General features: G+C 60.0%; 14 protein-coding genes, 1 tRNA gene and 1 pseudogene. 5 read left to right on the top strand and 11 right to left on the bottom strand.

Annotated elements, in window-relative coordinates; all coding sequences use genetic code 11:
• Window positions 1-54: 54 nt before the first annotated feature.
• The 5 genes from HU715_RS02325 to HU715_RS02305 form a co-directional block, all read right to left on the bottom strand.
• A complete protein-coding gene (locus tag HU715_RS02325; RefSeq protein WP_186704563.1) occupies window positions 55-978 on the bottom strand; it encodes a LysR family transcriptional regulator in 924 nt (307 codons plus the stop codon).
• 207 nt (window positions 979-1,185) lie between these two features.
• Window positions 1,186-3,270 carry a DUF6311 domain-containing protein gene (locus HU715_RS02320; protein WP_186704562.1) on the bottom strand — a complete coding sequence of 695 codons (2,085 nt, stop codon included), beginning with the start codon at window positions 3,268-3,270 and terminating at the stop codon, window positions 1,186-1,188.
• Window positions 3,267-3,602, bottom strand: coding sequence for a GtrA family protein (locus HU715_RS02315; protein ID WP_186704744.1), 336 nt, complete (start codon window positions 3,600-3,602; stop codon window positions 3,267-3,269). Before HU715_RS02315 ends, HU715_RS02320 begins: the two co-directional genes overlap by 4 nt.
• Before the next feature lie 44 nt (window positions 3,603-3,646).
• A complete protein-coding gene (locus tag HU715_RS02310) occupies window positions 3,647-4,357 on the bottom strand; it encodes a class I SAM-dependent methyltransferase (protein ID WP_186704561.1) in 711 nt (236 codons plus the stop codon).
• Between the two features lie 2 nt (window positions 4,358-4,359).
• A complete protein-coding gene (locus tag HU715_RS02305) occupies window positions 4,360-5,328 on the bottom strand; it encodes a glycosyltransferase (RefSeq protein ID WP_186704560.1) in 969 nt (322 codons plus the stop codon).
• Window positions 5,329-5,619: 291 nt separating this feature from the next.
• Here HU715_RS02305 and HU715_RS02300 point away from each other — a divergent pair, with 291 nt between their 5' ends.
• The 3 genes from HU715_RS02300 to HU715_RS02290 all read left to right on the top strand — a co-directional run bounded on the left by HU715_RS02300 (window position 5,620) and on the right by HU715_RS02290 (window position 7,319).
• Window positions 5,620-5,811 (top strand): YegP family protein, encoded by a 192-nt coding sequence (locus tag HU715_RS02300; RefSeq protein WP_014337049.1) that lies wholly within the window; start codon window positions 5,620-5,622, stop codon window positions 5,809-5,811.
• Between the two features lie 231 nt (window positions 5,812-6,042).
• A complete protein-coding gene (locus HU715_RS02295) occupies window positions 6,043-6,849 on the top strand; it encodes an AraC family transcriptional regulator (protein WP_186704559.1) in 807 nt (268 codons plus the stop codon).
• A gap of 101 nt (window positions 6,850-6,950) precedes the next feature.
• Complete coding sequence (locus HU715_RS02290) at window positions 6,951-7,319, top strand: cupin domain-containing protein (protein WP_186704558.1); 369 nt, start codon at window positions 6,951-6,953, stop codon at window positions 7,317-7,319.
• Between the two features lie 11 nt (window positions 7,320-7,330).
• Here HU715_RS02290 and HU715_RS02285 read toward each other — a convergent pair whose 3' ends face one another.
• From HU715_RS02285 to HU715_RS27580, 3 genes and pseudogenes are all read right to left on the bottom strand, one after another.
• Window positions 7,331-8,077: a phytanoyl-CoA dioxygenase family protein gene (locus HU715_RS02285; RefSeq protein ID WP_186704557.1), complete on the bottom strand. Its 747-nt coding sequence runs from the start codon at window positions 8,075-8,077 to the stop codon at window positions 7,331-7,333.
• 12 nt (window positions 8,078-8,089) lie between these two features.
• Entirely contained in the window at window positions 8,090-8,869 is a 780-nt protein-coding gene (locus tag HU715_RS27585) for a methyl-accepting chemotaxis protein (protein WP_411387473.1), read from the bottom strand.
• A gap of 78 nt (window positions 8,870-8,947) precedes the next feature.
• Window positions 8,948-9,724 (bottom strand): annotated as a pseudogene (locus HU715_RS27580) (MCP four helix bundle domain-containing protein); the annotation flags it as partial.
• Window positions 9,725-10,067: 343 nt separating this feature from the next.
• On the opposite strand from HU715_RS27580, the gene HU715_RS02275 reads away from it, so the two are divergent.
• Together HU715_RS02275 and HU715_RS02270 are read left to right on the top strand one after the other, a co-directional pair.
• On the top strand, window positions 10,068-10,334 hold the full coding sequence (locus HU715_RS02275) for a hypothetical protein (RefSeq protein WP_041475780.1): 267 nt from the start codon (window positions 10,068-10,070) through the stop codon (window positions 10,332-10,334).
• A gap of 188 nt (window positions 10,335-10,522) precedes the next feature.
• Complete coding sequence (locus HU715_RS02270; protein WP_186704555.1) at window positions 10,523-10,669, top strand: hypothetical protein; 147 nt, start codon at window positions 10,523-10,525, stop codon at window positions 10,667-10,669.
• 154 nt (window positions 10,670-10,823) lie between these two features.
• Here HU715_RS02270 and HU715_RS02265 read toward each other — a convergent pair.
• The 3 genes from HU715_RS02265 to HU715_RS02255 form a co-directional block, all read right to left on the bottom strand.
• A tRNA-Ser gene (locus HU715_RS02265) sits at window positions 10,824-10,913 on the bottom strand.
• An 83-nt stretch (window positions 10,914-10,996) separates the two neighbouring features.
• The gene (gene purC / locus HU715_RS02260; RefSeq protein ID WP_030141208.1) at window positions 10,997-11,710 is read right to left on the bottom strand and encodes a phosphoribosylaminoimidazolesuccinocarboxamide synthase; all 714 of its coding nucleotides are present in this window, start codon (window positions 11,708-11,710) and stop codon (window positions 10,997-10,999) included.
• 27 nt (window positions 11,711-11,737) lie between these two features.
• Entirely contained in the window at window positions 11,738-12,496 is a 759-nt protein-coding gene (locus HU715_RS02255) for an MBL fold metallo-hydrolase (RefSeq protein WP_186704554.1), read from the bottom strand.

Below are 12,496 nucleotides of genomic sequence, written 5' to 3'. Positions count from 1 at the left end.
CCTTACCTCGACTTTATTCTTTGGGGCAGGATTTTGTTTCGCGGCAGGCCGGTGTCAAGGTTGTGCCAAGGGCCCGCGCTCGCCCATGAAGGCCTCCAACCGCGAGCGCAACCAGCGTTCGGCTGGATCACTGTCGACATGGCTCAGCCAAACCATGGATAAATCCAGGGTCGGGGTCTTGAAGGGAAAGGGTTCGTTGAACAATTGCCCCGAGGCCGCCATGGCGGCGGCGGTGTAGTCCGGCAGGCTGGCAATCAGGTCAGTACCGGCCAGCAATGCCGGCAATGCGCTGTATTGCGGCACCGACAACACGACCTGGCGCTTGCGCCCGATCTCCGCCAGCCATTCGTCAGCGAACCCGGCGACGTTGGCGGTATGGGACACCAGCACATGAGGTCGCGAGCAGTATTCGTCCAGGGTCAGCGGCGTGTCCGACGCATCGGCGCGCAACACGCGGGGTTGGATATGGCGCAACAGCTTGCGCTTGGCGTTGGCCGGCAGGCCGCGCGTCTGGCTGATGCCCACGGTAATGTCGCCCGATGCCAGTAGATCGGGGATGCGCCAGTAATCGACATGCTGGACCACAAACACGATTTGCGGCGCCTCTTGCCGCAGGCTGCTCAACAGGGGCGGCAACAGGCCGAACTCGACATCGTCCGACAGGCCGATGCGGAATGTCATGGCGCTGTTGGCGGGATCGAAATCGTGGGTCAGGCTCAACGCCACCGACAGCGAATCGAGCGCCGGCGAGAGGTGCTGGATGATTTCCTCGGCCCGGGCCGTCGGCTCCATGCGGTGGCCGACGCGAATGAACAGCGGATCGTTGAACATCTTGCGCAGACGATTGAGGGCCGAGCTGATGGTCGGTTGGCCCAGGAACAGTTTTTCCGCCACCCGTGTCACGTTGCGCTCAAGCATCAACGTTTCGAACACCACCATCAGGTTGATGTCGGCCTTGCGCAATTCGTTGCGGTTCATCCACTGCCCCTCGACTCCTTGATTGGGTGCAGTGTAGAAACGCAGGGATTGTGCGTCTATGCGCTAAAAGTCCAGTCGCCTGCTTTTGTGGCGAGGGAGCTTGCTCCCGCTCGGTTGCGCAGCAACCGCAAAATATTGGGGCCGCTTCGCAGCCCAGCGGGAGCAAGCTCCCTCGCCACAATGAGTAAGCCATTGTGAAGTGGAAAACTACTTCACAATCAGCGATTTCAACCCCAGCGCCATGACTCGCTCATCACTCCCCAACCCCAGCGCCTTGGGACTGATGGCATCGGGCAAATGGAACCGCACCCGCACTCGCCCATCCGCACCCATCGTTTCGCGAATGGCTGCCGTCAGAGGCAGTTCCAGCGTGTTGTCCTGCAGTCGGTTGAACTGCGTCGCCAGCGCCGCAATACCGTTGATCGACACCTCCACCCGCTGGCGCGTGTGCGAGGGCTGCACGAACGCCGCGGCTTCAATCGAGAGGGAACGCGCTTCTGGCGGTATGCGTAAAACAACCTCAGCCTCAGGCCCTTCCGACCAAGTGCCCCAATCCTCGACCCGTCCCCAGCCATTGGCCAACATCGCGTTGGTTCGGCTGAACACTTGGCGCTCACCGAGCTTGACCTGCATGTCCAGTGTTTCATCGGCGAACGGTGGGCATTGGGCGCATGTCTTCCAGCCCGGCGCCAGCACCACCAGGCCATCGATACGGGTCAACAGGTCGGTCTGGCGATTGACGGTTTTCGCCGCCTGGAGCGCGGCGCCAGGGTCGAGGATGTACAGCGAATCCGCGGCGTACTGGCCGCTGGCAAGCATCTGCTCGGCGTGTCGCTGGGCTCGCTCGATCGCCCGGTCACTCATCCGCCCCAAGTAAACGCCATCGGTTTCCAGGCCGTGCGTCAGGGCGTATTGGCTGGTCAGCAGCCAGTTGTCCGGCTGGTTCTGCGGCAATAACGTGCGGACTTTCGAATAATGACCGGCGGCACTGGCCCAGAACGGATCATTCAGGGGCGTAGGCCAACTCGAGGCCGCCGGCGTCATCCGGCTCTGGCGCAGGCCGGCCCATCCCGCGCGGGTATCCAGGACCTGCACCACCAGGGTCATGGCCAGCAGACACGCCGCCGTCCGGGGTTTGTTGCCGCGGATCACCAGGAAAATCACCGCAAATATGATGGCGTAGAACACCGGCCAGAACATCCGACCGGCCGCGCGAAAGACGTTCGCCACAAGCTCAACGGGTCTTGGCAGCCAGTAATGCACGTTCTGCATGCCGATGCCGAGATGGTTGGTCAGCGAAAACAACGTCAGCCCGATCAATGCCCACAGCAACAGGCGCCTGTGGCGCACGGCATTCACCAAACCGGTGTTGCCTTGCAGCAAAGCCACGCCGGCGCAGATCGCCAGCATGAGGATGCCCAATCCCAGGTAATTGAAACCTTCATAGTCCCCGGGGCCCTGGGGCATATCGCGCAAGGTGTAGGACCAGCCGCTAGGGTTGACCAGCGACATCACATTCAGGCGATACAGCCCAAAACCACCGGCCACGGTCCCGCCACCCACGCTGAAATACCCCGCCTGCCAACAACAGAACGCCACCAGCACAAACAAGCCGCCCAGCTCAATCAAGGCATCACGCCGGGACAACCGCCCCTTCATGGCCTGGCTGGCAAGGTCGGCCAGCCAGATCAACGCCACCATCGCCAACAAATACGCATGCACCAGCGCCGTGGCGGCCAACAGCGCGCCCCAGGCCAGCCGCCGCTTTTGCAAGCCAGGCCGCAGCGCCAGGTACAGGGCCGCGAGGATCAGGAAATGCCCGGACAGCGACAAGTGCCCGCCCATGCGCAGAAACATCGGAGGCGAAAACACAAATAACCCAGTACCCAACAGCCTGATCCACAGCGACGGCGTCAGCAGTCCGACGAGTTTCCAGGCGAACCAGGCCTGCAGGACGAAACAGGTCAGCAACCACAGGCCAAAATACTGGAACGTCTCGGGAAGCCAGGCATTAAAGGGTTTGAACAAGAACGCCAGCAACGGATTGGAGTCGGAAAAAATGATGCCGTTGCCCAACTCCAGACCATAGGAAGGGTTCATGCCCAACGGAAAGGTCCAGGGTGAACTGCGGAAAAACGCCCAGCCCATGTAATGGGTCGCCGCATCGCCCTCCCCCAGCCAGGCGATGTTGGTCGGATCCAGCACCCGAGGACCGATCACCAGCAGGAACGCCAGCGCGCCCAACAATATGGGCAACAAGGAAACCGGGAAACGCTGACTACGAAGGGTCATCGATACGTCCAGAAATTATGCAGGATGAAGGTGTACACCGGGATGATCAGCGCCACGGCCGCGATGCCCGCCAGGTAACCCAGGCCGACGCGCTGGGCCACCCAGGCCACCAGCATCGCCAGCCCCAACCCGCCGATCGAGACCACCACGAAACGGCCGAGGGTGCGGCCATGCAAGCGGCTGGAAAAACTCCAGAGGGTGTTGATCAGGTACGACACCATGGTCGCCACGACAAAGGCGAAACCATTGGCCAATGGCGGGTTGGCCAGGACCAGGTGCACGAACAGCACGGCCGCCACCACGTGGACGCCAGTGACGAGCAGGCCGGTCATGGCAAAACGCAAGGCACGTCGCAGCAAGGGCGAGTGCGTCCAGGTCACGGCTTCTGCGCCAGGCAGAACACCGTCAGGCCGGCTATGCGATTGGCCCCCATGAATGGACGCTCCAGGCTGCACAATGTCCTCAACACGCCATTGACCAGCGGATGATGCCGCGCCAGCTGCGACTTGGCCGGCGCCCCGGTGGCGTTGCGCTGTAACAGGCGCAGGCCGGCGGCGATGGGAAAGACCAGGCCGAAGTAGTACGCACCTTGCTGCACCTGCAAACCCGCCTGCGCCACGACGCTCTCCAACTGCTTGAGGGTATAGCGGCGCTTGTGCTCGAGAAAGTCGTCATGCCCGCTCCAGAGGAACTGGAACGCCGGCACGGTGATCAGGAAACGGCTGCCGGACGGCACCTTGTCGACATAGGCCTTGAGCAGGCCCACGTCATCGTCCACGTGCTCCAGCACATCCATCAGCAACACCAGGTCGGCGTCCAGCGTGTCGATGGCGCGTCGGTAGCGGACCGGTTTACCGGCGGTGCTGGCGTCGGAGTCGGCCGGGTAGCTGATGTCCACGCACCAGGCCTGGGCGGTTGCGGTATGGGTCAACAAGTGATGGGAAAAAAAGCCCGACCCGGCGCCCACGTCCAGCAGCGTACTGGCGGAGGTGCCCTTGAGCATGTGGAGCATGGCCCGCGCTTTCGACCGGTAGTACCAGTGCTGCTCGATATCGGGACCGAGGATATCGGTTTCCTTGAGGTCCATGGTCAGTCCTTGGCGTCATAGATGCGCCGCACCAGGAAAACCGGTCGACGCTTGGATTCGATATAGGTGCGGCCCAGGTATTCACCCAACACGCCGATGCCGATCAGTTGCAACCCGCCCAGGAAGGTGACCGCGACCATCAGCGAGGCATAGCCCGGCAGGTCGACCCCGGAAATCAGGGTCCGCAACACGATGAAAATGGCGAACGCAAAGGACACCAGCGAGACGCAAAGCCCCAGGTACGTCCAGATACGCAGCGGTTCGGTGCTGAAGCTGGTGATGCCTTCGAGGGCAAAATTCCACAAGCGCCAGCCATTGAACTTGCTTTCTCCGGCGCTGCGCTCAGGCCTGACGTAGTCCACGTAGGTGGTCCGGAAACCCACCCAGGCAAACAACCCTTTCATGAAGCGACGCGATTCCGGCAGGGTGAGCAAGGCATCGACCACGCAGCGATCCATCAAGCGAAAATCGCCGACATTTTCCGGCAGCTTGTGGTCGGCGATTTTGTTGTGCAGTCGGTAGAAGCCGTTGGCGGACACCTGTTTGGCCCAGGAATCGGAGTCGCGATTGATCCGATGGCCCAACACCACTTCGGCGCCGTTGCGCCAATGGGCGATCATTTCCAGGATCACTTCGGGAGGATCCTGCAGATCGACATCGATCGGCACCACCGCCTGGCCACGGGCGGCTTGCAGGCCGGCACTCAAGGCCGCCTCCTTGCCGAAATTGCGACTCAGGTCGACGATCCGGATGCGCGGGTCGGCCTTCTGCCTGTCCAGCAGCAACACCAACGTATCGTCGCCACTGCCGTCGTTGACGAACACCAGCTCCAGGCTCACCAGTGATTCATCGGCAAAGACCTGGTCGATCCGGGCCATGAACAAATCGATGGACTGGGCTTCGTTGAAGACCGGGATGACAAGCGAAAGCGTTAGACGACCTTGTAGATCCACTCCTGGATATTCAGTCACTTGATGGCTCTTTTTCTTATAGTGTTTTCAGTCCCTTCGGGCTTCCGGCCCTAGGCGTCGAAACGTATTAAGCAGGACCAGGCAGGGCAACGCAAGGATCCAGCCCGAACTTCCAGCCGACCACATGTTCGCAACATGACTTTCCCCATGGAAATGGTCAAATGCCCGATCCGGCAATATTCGATAACCAATGGAAACGATTTTCCCGTAGCCAAAACCACCCACTTGGCTAGGCTTGCAGCCACATGTCCAACGCATGTCTTGACTGAATCAATCGCAGGGAGCGAACCGATGTATTTTGAAATCTATCGACAGACCCGAGGCACCCCGAGCACCGGAAAAGGCCAATGGCGCTGGCGCTTGAGGGCCGGCAACCACGAAACGATCGCCAGTGGCGAATCCTATGTGAACAAGAGTGACTGTCTTCATGTGATCGGGCTGATCAAGAATGTCCAGGGTGAGACGCCGGTAAAAGAGATCTGAACGGCGCTGAAAGAGATTGGCCTGGGCTCAACTCACTGGCTTGTTTGAATCATTGTGGCGAGGGAGCTTGCTCCCGCTGGGCTGCGAAGCAGCCCTTTTTTGTGAGCGCTTCGCACTGGAGCGCCAGCCCGGTCAAGCGGGAGCAAGCTCCCTCGCCACAAGGTTCATCGTTTTTCTTGAGAGAACTGCGTTAGGTAGGGTATACGGGACAAAAGCAGGAGGCCCGGCGCAATGACTCGATCCATCCACAACCGCGACTGGCTGGTGCGAGCACCCGAATCGAGGAAAATGGAACGCATCGAGGCTTATTTCAGTGGCCATGGCTACAGCACCCATCGCCATGACACCTACGCCATCGGCATCACGCTTTCGGGTGTGCAGAGCTTCAACTATCGCCACAGCAAACGCCACAGCCAGCCCGGCGGCACCATCGTCCTGCACCCGGACGAGGTACACGATGGCGAAGCCGGGACGCGCGAGGGCTTTCGCTACCGGATGTTCTACATAGAACCGTCGATGATCCAGCACGTACTGGGAGGCAAGCCATTGCCTTTCATCGAAGGTGGATTGTCCAACGACCCTCGCCTCAACATCGCGACCCGCCGATTGTTGAGCAGCCTGGATCACCCCCTCGACCCGCTGGAGGAAGAGGACGCCATCTACGACGTGGCCCAGGCGCTCGACCTTGCGGCGGGCAATCGGCGTGGACGGCGATTGATCGAATACCCGGCAGCAGAGCGTGCCCGCCTGTTCATTCACGATGCCCTCGACCAGGTCATCACCCTGGACGACCTGGTGCAGGCAAGCGGCAGGGATCGATGGAGCCTGTCCCGGGATTTCCGGGCGCTGTACGGCACCAGCCCCTATCGCTACATCACCCAGCGTCGCTTGCATGAAGCCCGGCGCCTGGCACTCCACGGCACGCCATTGAGCGAAGCGGCCCTGGCTTGTGGTTTTTTCGATCAGAGCCACATGACCCGGCTGCATACCCAGGCCTTTGGCGTTTCACCGGCACGCTGGCTGAACATGCTGCGCTAAGGCATTGACTGCGCGCTGCAAAAAAGCTGCACGATCATCCAATACGCACGTTGGCTCGAACAATAAAGTAGGACGCACCACCCACCCAGGAGCATGCCTCGATGACCCGCTATTGCCCCATCAACTTCGCCCAGAAATACACCCTGTTCCAGGAACAGTGGACGCCAAAAGTCGTGGCCGAAATGAACGACTACCAATTCAAGCTCGCCCGGCTCGAAGGTGACTTCGTCTGGCACACCCACGCCGACACCGATGAAACCTTCATCGTGCTGGAAGGCGAGCTGCGTATCGACTTTCGCGATGGCGCGGTGACCCTTGGCCCAGGCGAGATGTACGTGGTCAAAAAAGGCGTCGAGCACAAGCCCAGCGCCGCGCAGGAAGTGAAACTGCTGTTGATCGAGCCTCGCGGCGTCATCAATACCGGCGAAGAAACCAATGAGCGAACGGCGGTCAATGATGTATGGATCTGACTGAGCCCGCCTCAATCGTATTCAGCTTCCTGGTGATCACCCAGTAGCCGCCGCTGTCGAGGTGTCGCCGCGGCCAGCACCTCAGGGTTGAACTGCCAGTGCAGATAGGGTGAAAACTTCTGTGCGACCATCCGCCGACCGTAGTGCACCTGGACCATGTAGCGTGTGCGGTCGGCGGTGCGGTTGTCGCTGCCGGCGTGCCACAGTTCGCTGCGCAATATCAAGACATCGCCCGCCCGGCACAACACGGGCTGCACGGAGCGCCCCTGCCATTGCGTTTCACCCGCCACCGGCGCCCGACCAGCCTTGTGGCTGCCAGGAATCACCTGGGTCGGGCTCAAGTCGGCGTCGATGTCATCCAGGTAAAACTGCGCGGTGAACACCTGCATTGGCAGCTCGAAGGCCGGGTCGGCCAACAGCGTGGGCGGCAATTTCATCGCCAGGTAATCCAGGTGCAACGGCGCCCCCTTGAAACCCGGATGGCAGCGCCAGGCCGTCTGGCCGATAACGTGACAGTCATCGCCCAGGGCCGCCTCGGCCAGTTCGATCACGCCGGCCACCTCCAGGAACGGCAGCCAGAACGGGTCGCGATTAAACACGCATTTGTAATGATCGATGACGCCGCTGTAGTCCCAATGCTGAGGCTTCAACTGGTCGATGGCATGGCGCAGGTTGGCAATCTGCGCGGCATTTAGTACGGCTGGCATCAGGACGAAACCGTCCTGATGCAACGCTCGGAGACTATCGCTGATGGCCACAGCGCGCCGACCTCAGGTGCGGAAGCGGCCGACCAGCCCAGCCAGGTTTTGCGACAGAGAGGACAGCTGTCGGCTGGCATGCATGCTCTGGGCGGAATTGGCAGCCGCTTCGTTGGACAAGTCGCGGATATCGGAGATGTTGCGGGCAATCTCCTCGGTGACGCTGCTCTGCTCCTCGCAAGCACTGGCGATCTGCGCGGCCATGTCGTTGATCCGCTGGATCGAACCGCCGGTACCGCTGAGCACCTGGTCGACACCCGCTGCACGTTCGACACTGTCCCGGGCCTTGCTGCTGCCCACATGCATGGCTTGCACAGCCTTGGCGACACCGCTCTGCAAGCGCTCGATGCGAACCTGAATGTCTTTGGTCGAGTCCTGGGTGCGGGCCGCAAGCGCCCTCACTTCATCGGCCACCACGGCAAAACCACGGCCCTGCTCACCGGCCCGCGCCGCTTCGATGGCAGCGTTCAGCGCCAACAGGTTGGTTTGTTCGGCGATGCCACGGATCACTTCGAGCACGGCGCCGATACTGGACGTTTCCTGGGCCAATGCCTCGATAGTGCCCGAAGCGGTCTCCACTTCCTGGGCCAACTGGCGGATCGACTCGATGGTACTGCTGACCACCTGAGCGCCGTCACGAGACTGGCTGCTCGCCTCCTGCGCGGCGCCCGAGGCGCTCGCCGCGTTATGCGCCACTTCATGCACCGCAGCGCTCATCTGGGTGGCGGCGGTACTGACCTGATCGAGCGCCGCGTGCTCGCTGCTGATCAATCGGTCATTCGTCGAGGCCATGTCGGCCATGGCCCGCGCTGCGGAGTCTACCTCTCCGGTCACCCGCCCAACCTCGGCGATCAACGGTTGCAACTTGTCGAGAAAACGGTTGAAGGCACTGCCGAGTTGTCCCAGCTCATCGGCCGAGCGTACTTCGAGACGCCCTTTCAGATCGCCACCGCCCTCGGCAATCTGCTCGACGCGGTGCAGCAAGCGACGCATGGGGCTCAACACCACCAGCGGCAGGGCAACCAGCACAAGGACGCAACCAAGCAGGCCGATCAACAGAATCACACCCTGATGCACTCCGACTGCCTCACCGTTTTCAATCGCAGCATCGCCTTCGCGATGGGACGCCGCATCTTCCAGCTCACCCAGCTTGTCGATGGCATCCCGCGTGGCTTCAAACAGGCGCTCACTGTCACCGAAGCTCAGCGCACTGGCACCCTGCGGATCGCCTACCGACAGCTCGAGGACCCGCCGTGAAACCTGCATCCATTTGCCGAAGCTGTCATTGAACTGACTGACCAACGCCTGCGCCTCGGCACCGGGCTGCATCGCGGCATATTTCTGCACACGGTCGTAAGCCTGCTTCGCATTTTCGCCATGGCTGGCGCTCAACGCTTTCAAATGCTCGTTTGCATGACCGTCCAGCAGGCTGCGCTCGGCCACGAATGCCTGGTAGAGGTCGCGGTCGGCATTGAGCAACAGGCTGATGGCCGGCAGATAACGTTTGGTCAACTGCGTACTGGATTCGGTCACCTGACTGATGCCGCGCATCCCCGCGCCCCCCATCAGGACCAGCAACACAGCCAGGAACACTATCGGGAGAGTGATTTTCCAGCGAAAGCCCAAGTCGGCGAAGAACCGCAGCATGGTGTCACTCCTTACACGGGGGGAATACCTGCCTATCGGCAGCCATGTCTTGAGCTATAGCCCATTAGTCTGATTGTCACAAAGGTTTTGGTGTGAAGGGCTGTGGTTATTCAGAATGCGGAGGGAAGTTGAGCTGGATAAAAAGGTACAGGTTGGACGCAGTATCGCCGGGGAATTTTCTGACATTTTCCGCTCACATAATTCAGGGAAGCTTCCTACGCATCGTCTGATTGATGATCTCTACAGAAAGGCCCTATAGTCCAAGCGTCGTTCGTAAGAGCGGCTTGGGTTTGGCGACTCGATTACAAATGGTAAGAAGGCCTTCAATCAAACGGAGTTTGAAATGAACAGATACATGGCTCTTACTAGTAACGCCGACGATCAACCCCTTTTCGTCGATACTTCCGCACCGTTGCATATCCTGCTCGACACGGCGGGCTATAGAATTCGCGCGGTTACCCAGCTTTTAGAGAACCTCGCGATGCGAGGGGATATTCCGAGTGACTCAGTAGTCCTTCAGGACTTTGCACAACTGTGCTGCATCTCTTTGAGGGATGGTTGTGACGTGCTCGATGTCATCGCCCGACGCTTGGATGCAGAACCGGCCTAGAGGTGATACCAATCAGTTGAACAGCACAGCTGTGGGAGTAAAGCTTGCTCGCGATTGCGGTAAGCCAGCCGGCAACAATATTGGCGACTCGACCGATATCGCGAGCAAGCTTTGCTCCCACAGGATTTACGCCTAACTGACAGGCATCAGCCCTCAGGGTCCATCTTGTCGAAACCTCGGAGACTCCGATGGATAACACAAAAAAAGTCGAAGAAGCGCGCAGAAAAATCATTCACGAAGAGCTGACATTTCTTGACGTTCGACAAGCTGCGCGTGATGGTCAGAAAGTGTTTGATAGATTTTTAATTACTAGCAAGCTTGCTACTAAAAAGTAGTTCGGGATGCCAACCGTTAATTCGCGTCCCTTTTGAAGAGTATGGCAATTTTCAAACCTGCATTCATGCCCTGAAAATACCCTGAACCAAACGCCAGAAACGAAAAAGCCCCTGAAATGTTCAACCATTTCAGGGGCTTAGTCATACACAATAATGGCGGAGAGATAGGGATTTGAACCCTAGGTACTGTCGCCAGTACAACGGATTTCGAATCCGTCCCGTTCGGCCACTCCGGCATCTCTCCAGTGGCGCGCATCATACCAGCACATTCGCCGGAAGCGAACCCCCGAGCGAAATTTTTTCCGTGCTATCAGATGCTTGCGTCGATTACAGCGGCACACCCAGGCGCTGGGCAACTTCTTCGTAGGCTTCGATGACGTCACCGAGGCCTTGGCGGAAGCGGTCCTTGTCCATTTTCTTCTTGGTGTCCTTGTCCCAGAGGCGGCAGCCGTCCGGGCTGAATTCGTCGCCCAGGACGATGGAGCCGTCGCTGAACACGCCGAATTCAAGCTTGAAGTCCACCAGCAGCAGGCCGGCGTCGTCGAACAGCTTGGTCAGCACGTCGTTGACCTTGAGGGACAATTCCTTCATGCGCGCCAGTTGCTCGGCGGTGCCCCAACCGAATGCCACGACGTGGGATTCGTTGATGAACGGGTCGCCCTTGGCGTCGTCCTTCAGGAACAGCTCGAAGGTGTAGGGGTTGAGCTTCATGCCCTCTTCCACGCCCAGGCGCTTGACCAGGCTGCCGGCGGCGTAGTTACGCACGACGCATTCGACCGGGATCATGTCCAGCTTCTTGACCAGGCATTCGTTGTCGCCCAGCAGCTTGTCGAACTGGGTCGGCACGCCGGCGGCTTCGAGCTTTTGCATGATGAAGGCGTTGAACTTGTTGTTCACCATGCCCTTGCGGTCCAGCTGTTCGATGCGCTTGCCGTCGAACGCCGAGGTGTCGTTGCGAAACAGCAGGATCAAGCGGTCAGCGTCGTCGGTCTTGTAAACCGACTTGGCTTTGCCGCGGTAGAGTTCTTCACGTTTTTCCATGATGGGCTCCGCTTGCTAAGTAGTGGGCTAGGCGATATGTCGCCAGTCGAGCCCTGAATCTTGATCGGCCAGTTGCAGCCAGTCCGGGTCGCACCCGAGGGTGTCGACAAAACATTGCCGGGCCAGCTGCGGCAGGTTGTTCTTGCTGCTCAGATGGGCCAGGACCAGGTGTTGCAGGCCTTGCCAGCCCAACTCGGCCACCAGGAACGCGGCCTGGTGGTTGTTCAAATGTCCGTGCTCCCCGCCGACCCGCTGCTTGAGAAAGTACGGGTAGTAACCACGGGCCAGCATGTCACGGCAGTGGTTGGACTCGATCATCAACGCATCGAGGTCCCGGTAACTGTCCATCACCCTGTCGCAATACGACCCCAGGTCGGTGAGCAAGCCGAAGCGCCGCTCGCCGTCACTGAACACATACTGCGTTGGCTCCCGGGCATCGTGGGCCACGCTGACCACGCTGATGTCCAGGCCACCGATACGCAGTTGCTCGCCACCGGCCACGAAACCAGCTGGCTCGATGGGTTTACGCAGGCCTTCCAGTGTGCCACGGCTCAGGTACACCGGCAGATTGTAGCGCCGAGACAGCAAACCCACGCCATGCACATGGTCGGCATGTTCGTGGGTCACGAGTATCGCGCTCAGTTGCGCCGGGTGCACACCCAGGCGCAACAGGCGTTTCTCGGTTTCCCGCAGGGAGAAACCACAATCGACCAGCACATACGTGCCGGCGCTGGCGATCAGCGTGCCGTTGCCCTGGCTACCGCTGCCGAGAACGGCAAAACGCAT

The sequence above is a fragment of the Pseudomonas zanjanensis genome, assembly GCF_014268745.2.
GTDB classification, from domain to species: Bacteria; Pseudomonadota; Gammaproteobacteria; order Pseudomonadales; family Pseudomonadaceae; genus Aquipseudomonas; species Aquipseudomonas zanjanensis.
The sequence above is the reverse complement of the archived record's forward strand: the minus strand, read 5'-3'. Positions and strand labels throughout refer to the sequence as shown.

What these genes read in the sequence shown, in the direction of transcription:
- HU715_RS02275 (WP_041475780.1), top strand. Translation starts at nt 10,068, where the DNA reads ATGAACAGATACATGGCTCTTACTAGTAACGCCGACGATCAACCCCTT.
- HU715_RS27585 (WP_411387473.1), bottom strand. Translation starts at nt 8,869, where the DNA reads ATGGCCTCGACGAATGACCGATTGATCAGCAGCGAGCACGCGGCGCTC.
- HU715_RS02295 (WP_186704559.1), top strand. Translation starts at nt 6,043, where the DNA reads ATGACTCGATCCATCCACAACCGCGACTGGCTGGTGCGAGCACCCGAA.
- HU715_RS02325 (WP_186704563.1), bottom strand. Translation starts at nt 978, where the DNA reads ATGAACCGCAACGAATTGCGCAAGGCCGACATCAACCTGATGGTGGTG.
- HU715_RS02255 (WP_186704554.1), bottom strand. Translation starts at nt 12,496, where the DNA reads ATGCGTTTTGCCGTTCTCGGCAGCGGTAGCCAGGGCAACGGCACGCTG.
- HU715_RS02290 (WP_186704558.1), top strand. Translation starts at nt 6,951, where the DNA reads ATGACCCGCTATTGCCCCATCAACTTCGCCCAGAAATACACCCTGTTC.
- HU715_RS02315 (WP_186704744.1), bottom strand. Translation starts at nt 3,602, where the DNA reads ATGACCGGCCTGCTCGTCACTGGCGTCCACGTGGTGGCGGCCGTGCTG.
- HU715_RS02270 (WP_186704555.1), top strand. Translation starts at nt 10,523, where the DNA reads ATGGATAACACAAAAAAAGTCGAAGAAGCGCGCAGAAAAATCATTCAC.
- HU715_RS02300 (WP_014337049.1), top strand. Translation starts at nt 5,620, where the DNA reads ATGTATTTTGAAATCTATCGACAGACCCGAGGCACCCCGAGCACCGGA.
- HU715_RS02310 (WP_186704561.1), bottom strand. Translation starts at nt 4,357, where the DNA reads ATGGACCTCAAGGAAACCGATATCCTCGGTCCCGATATCGAGCAGCAC.
- purC (WP_030141208.1), bottom strand. Translation starts at nt 11,710, where the DNA reads ATGGAAAAACGTGAAGAACTCTACCGCGGCAAAGCCAAGTCGGTTTAC.
- HU715_RS02320 (WP_186704562.1), bottom strand. Translation starts at nt 3,270, where the DNA reads ATGACCCTTCGTAGTCAGCGTTTCCCGGTTTCCTTGTTGCCCATATTG.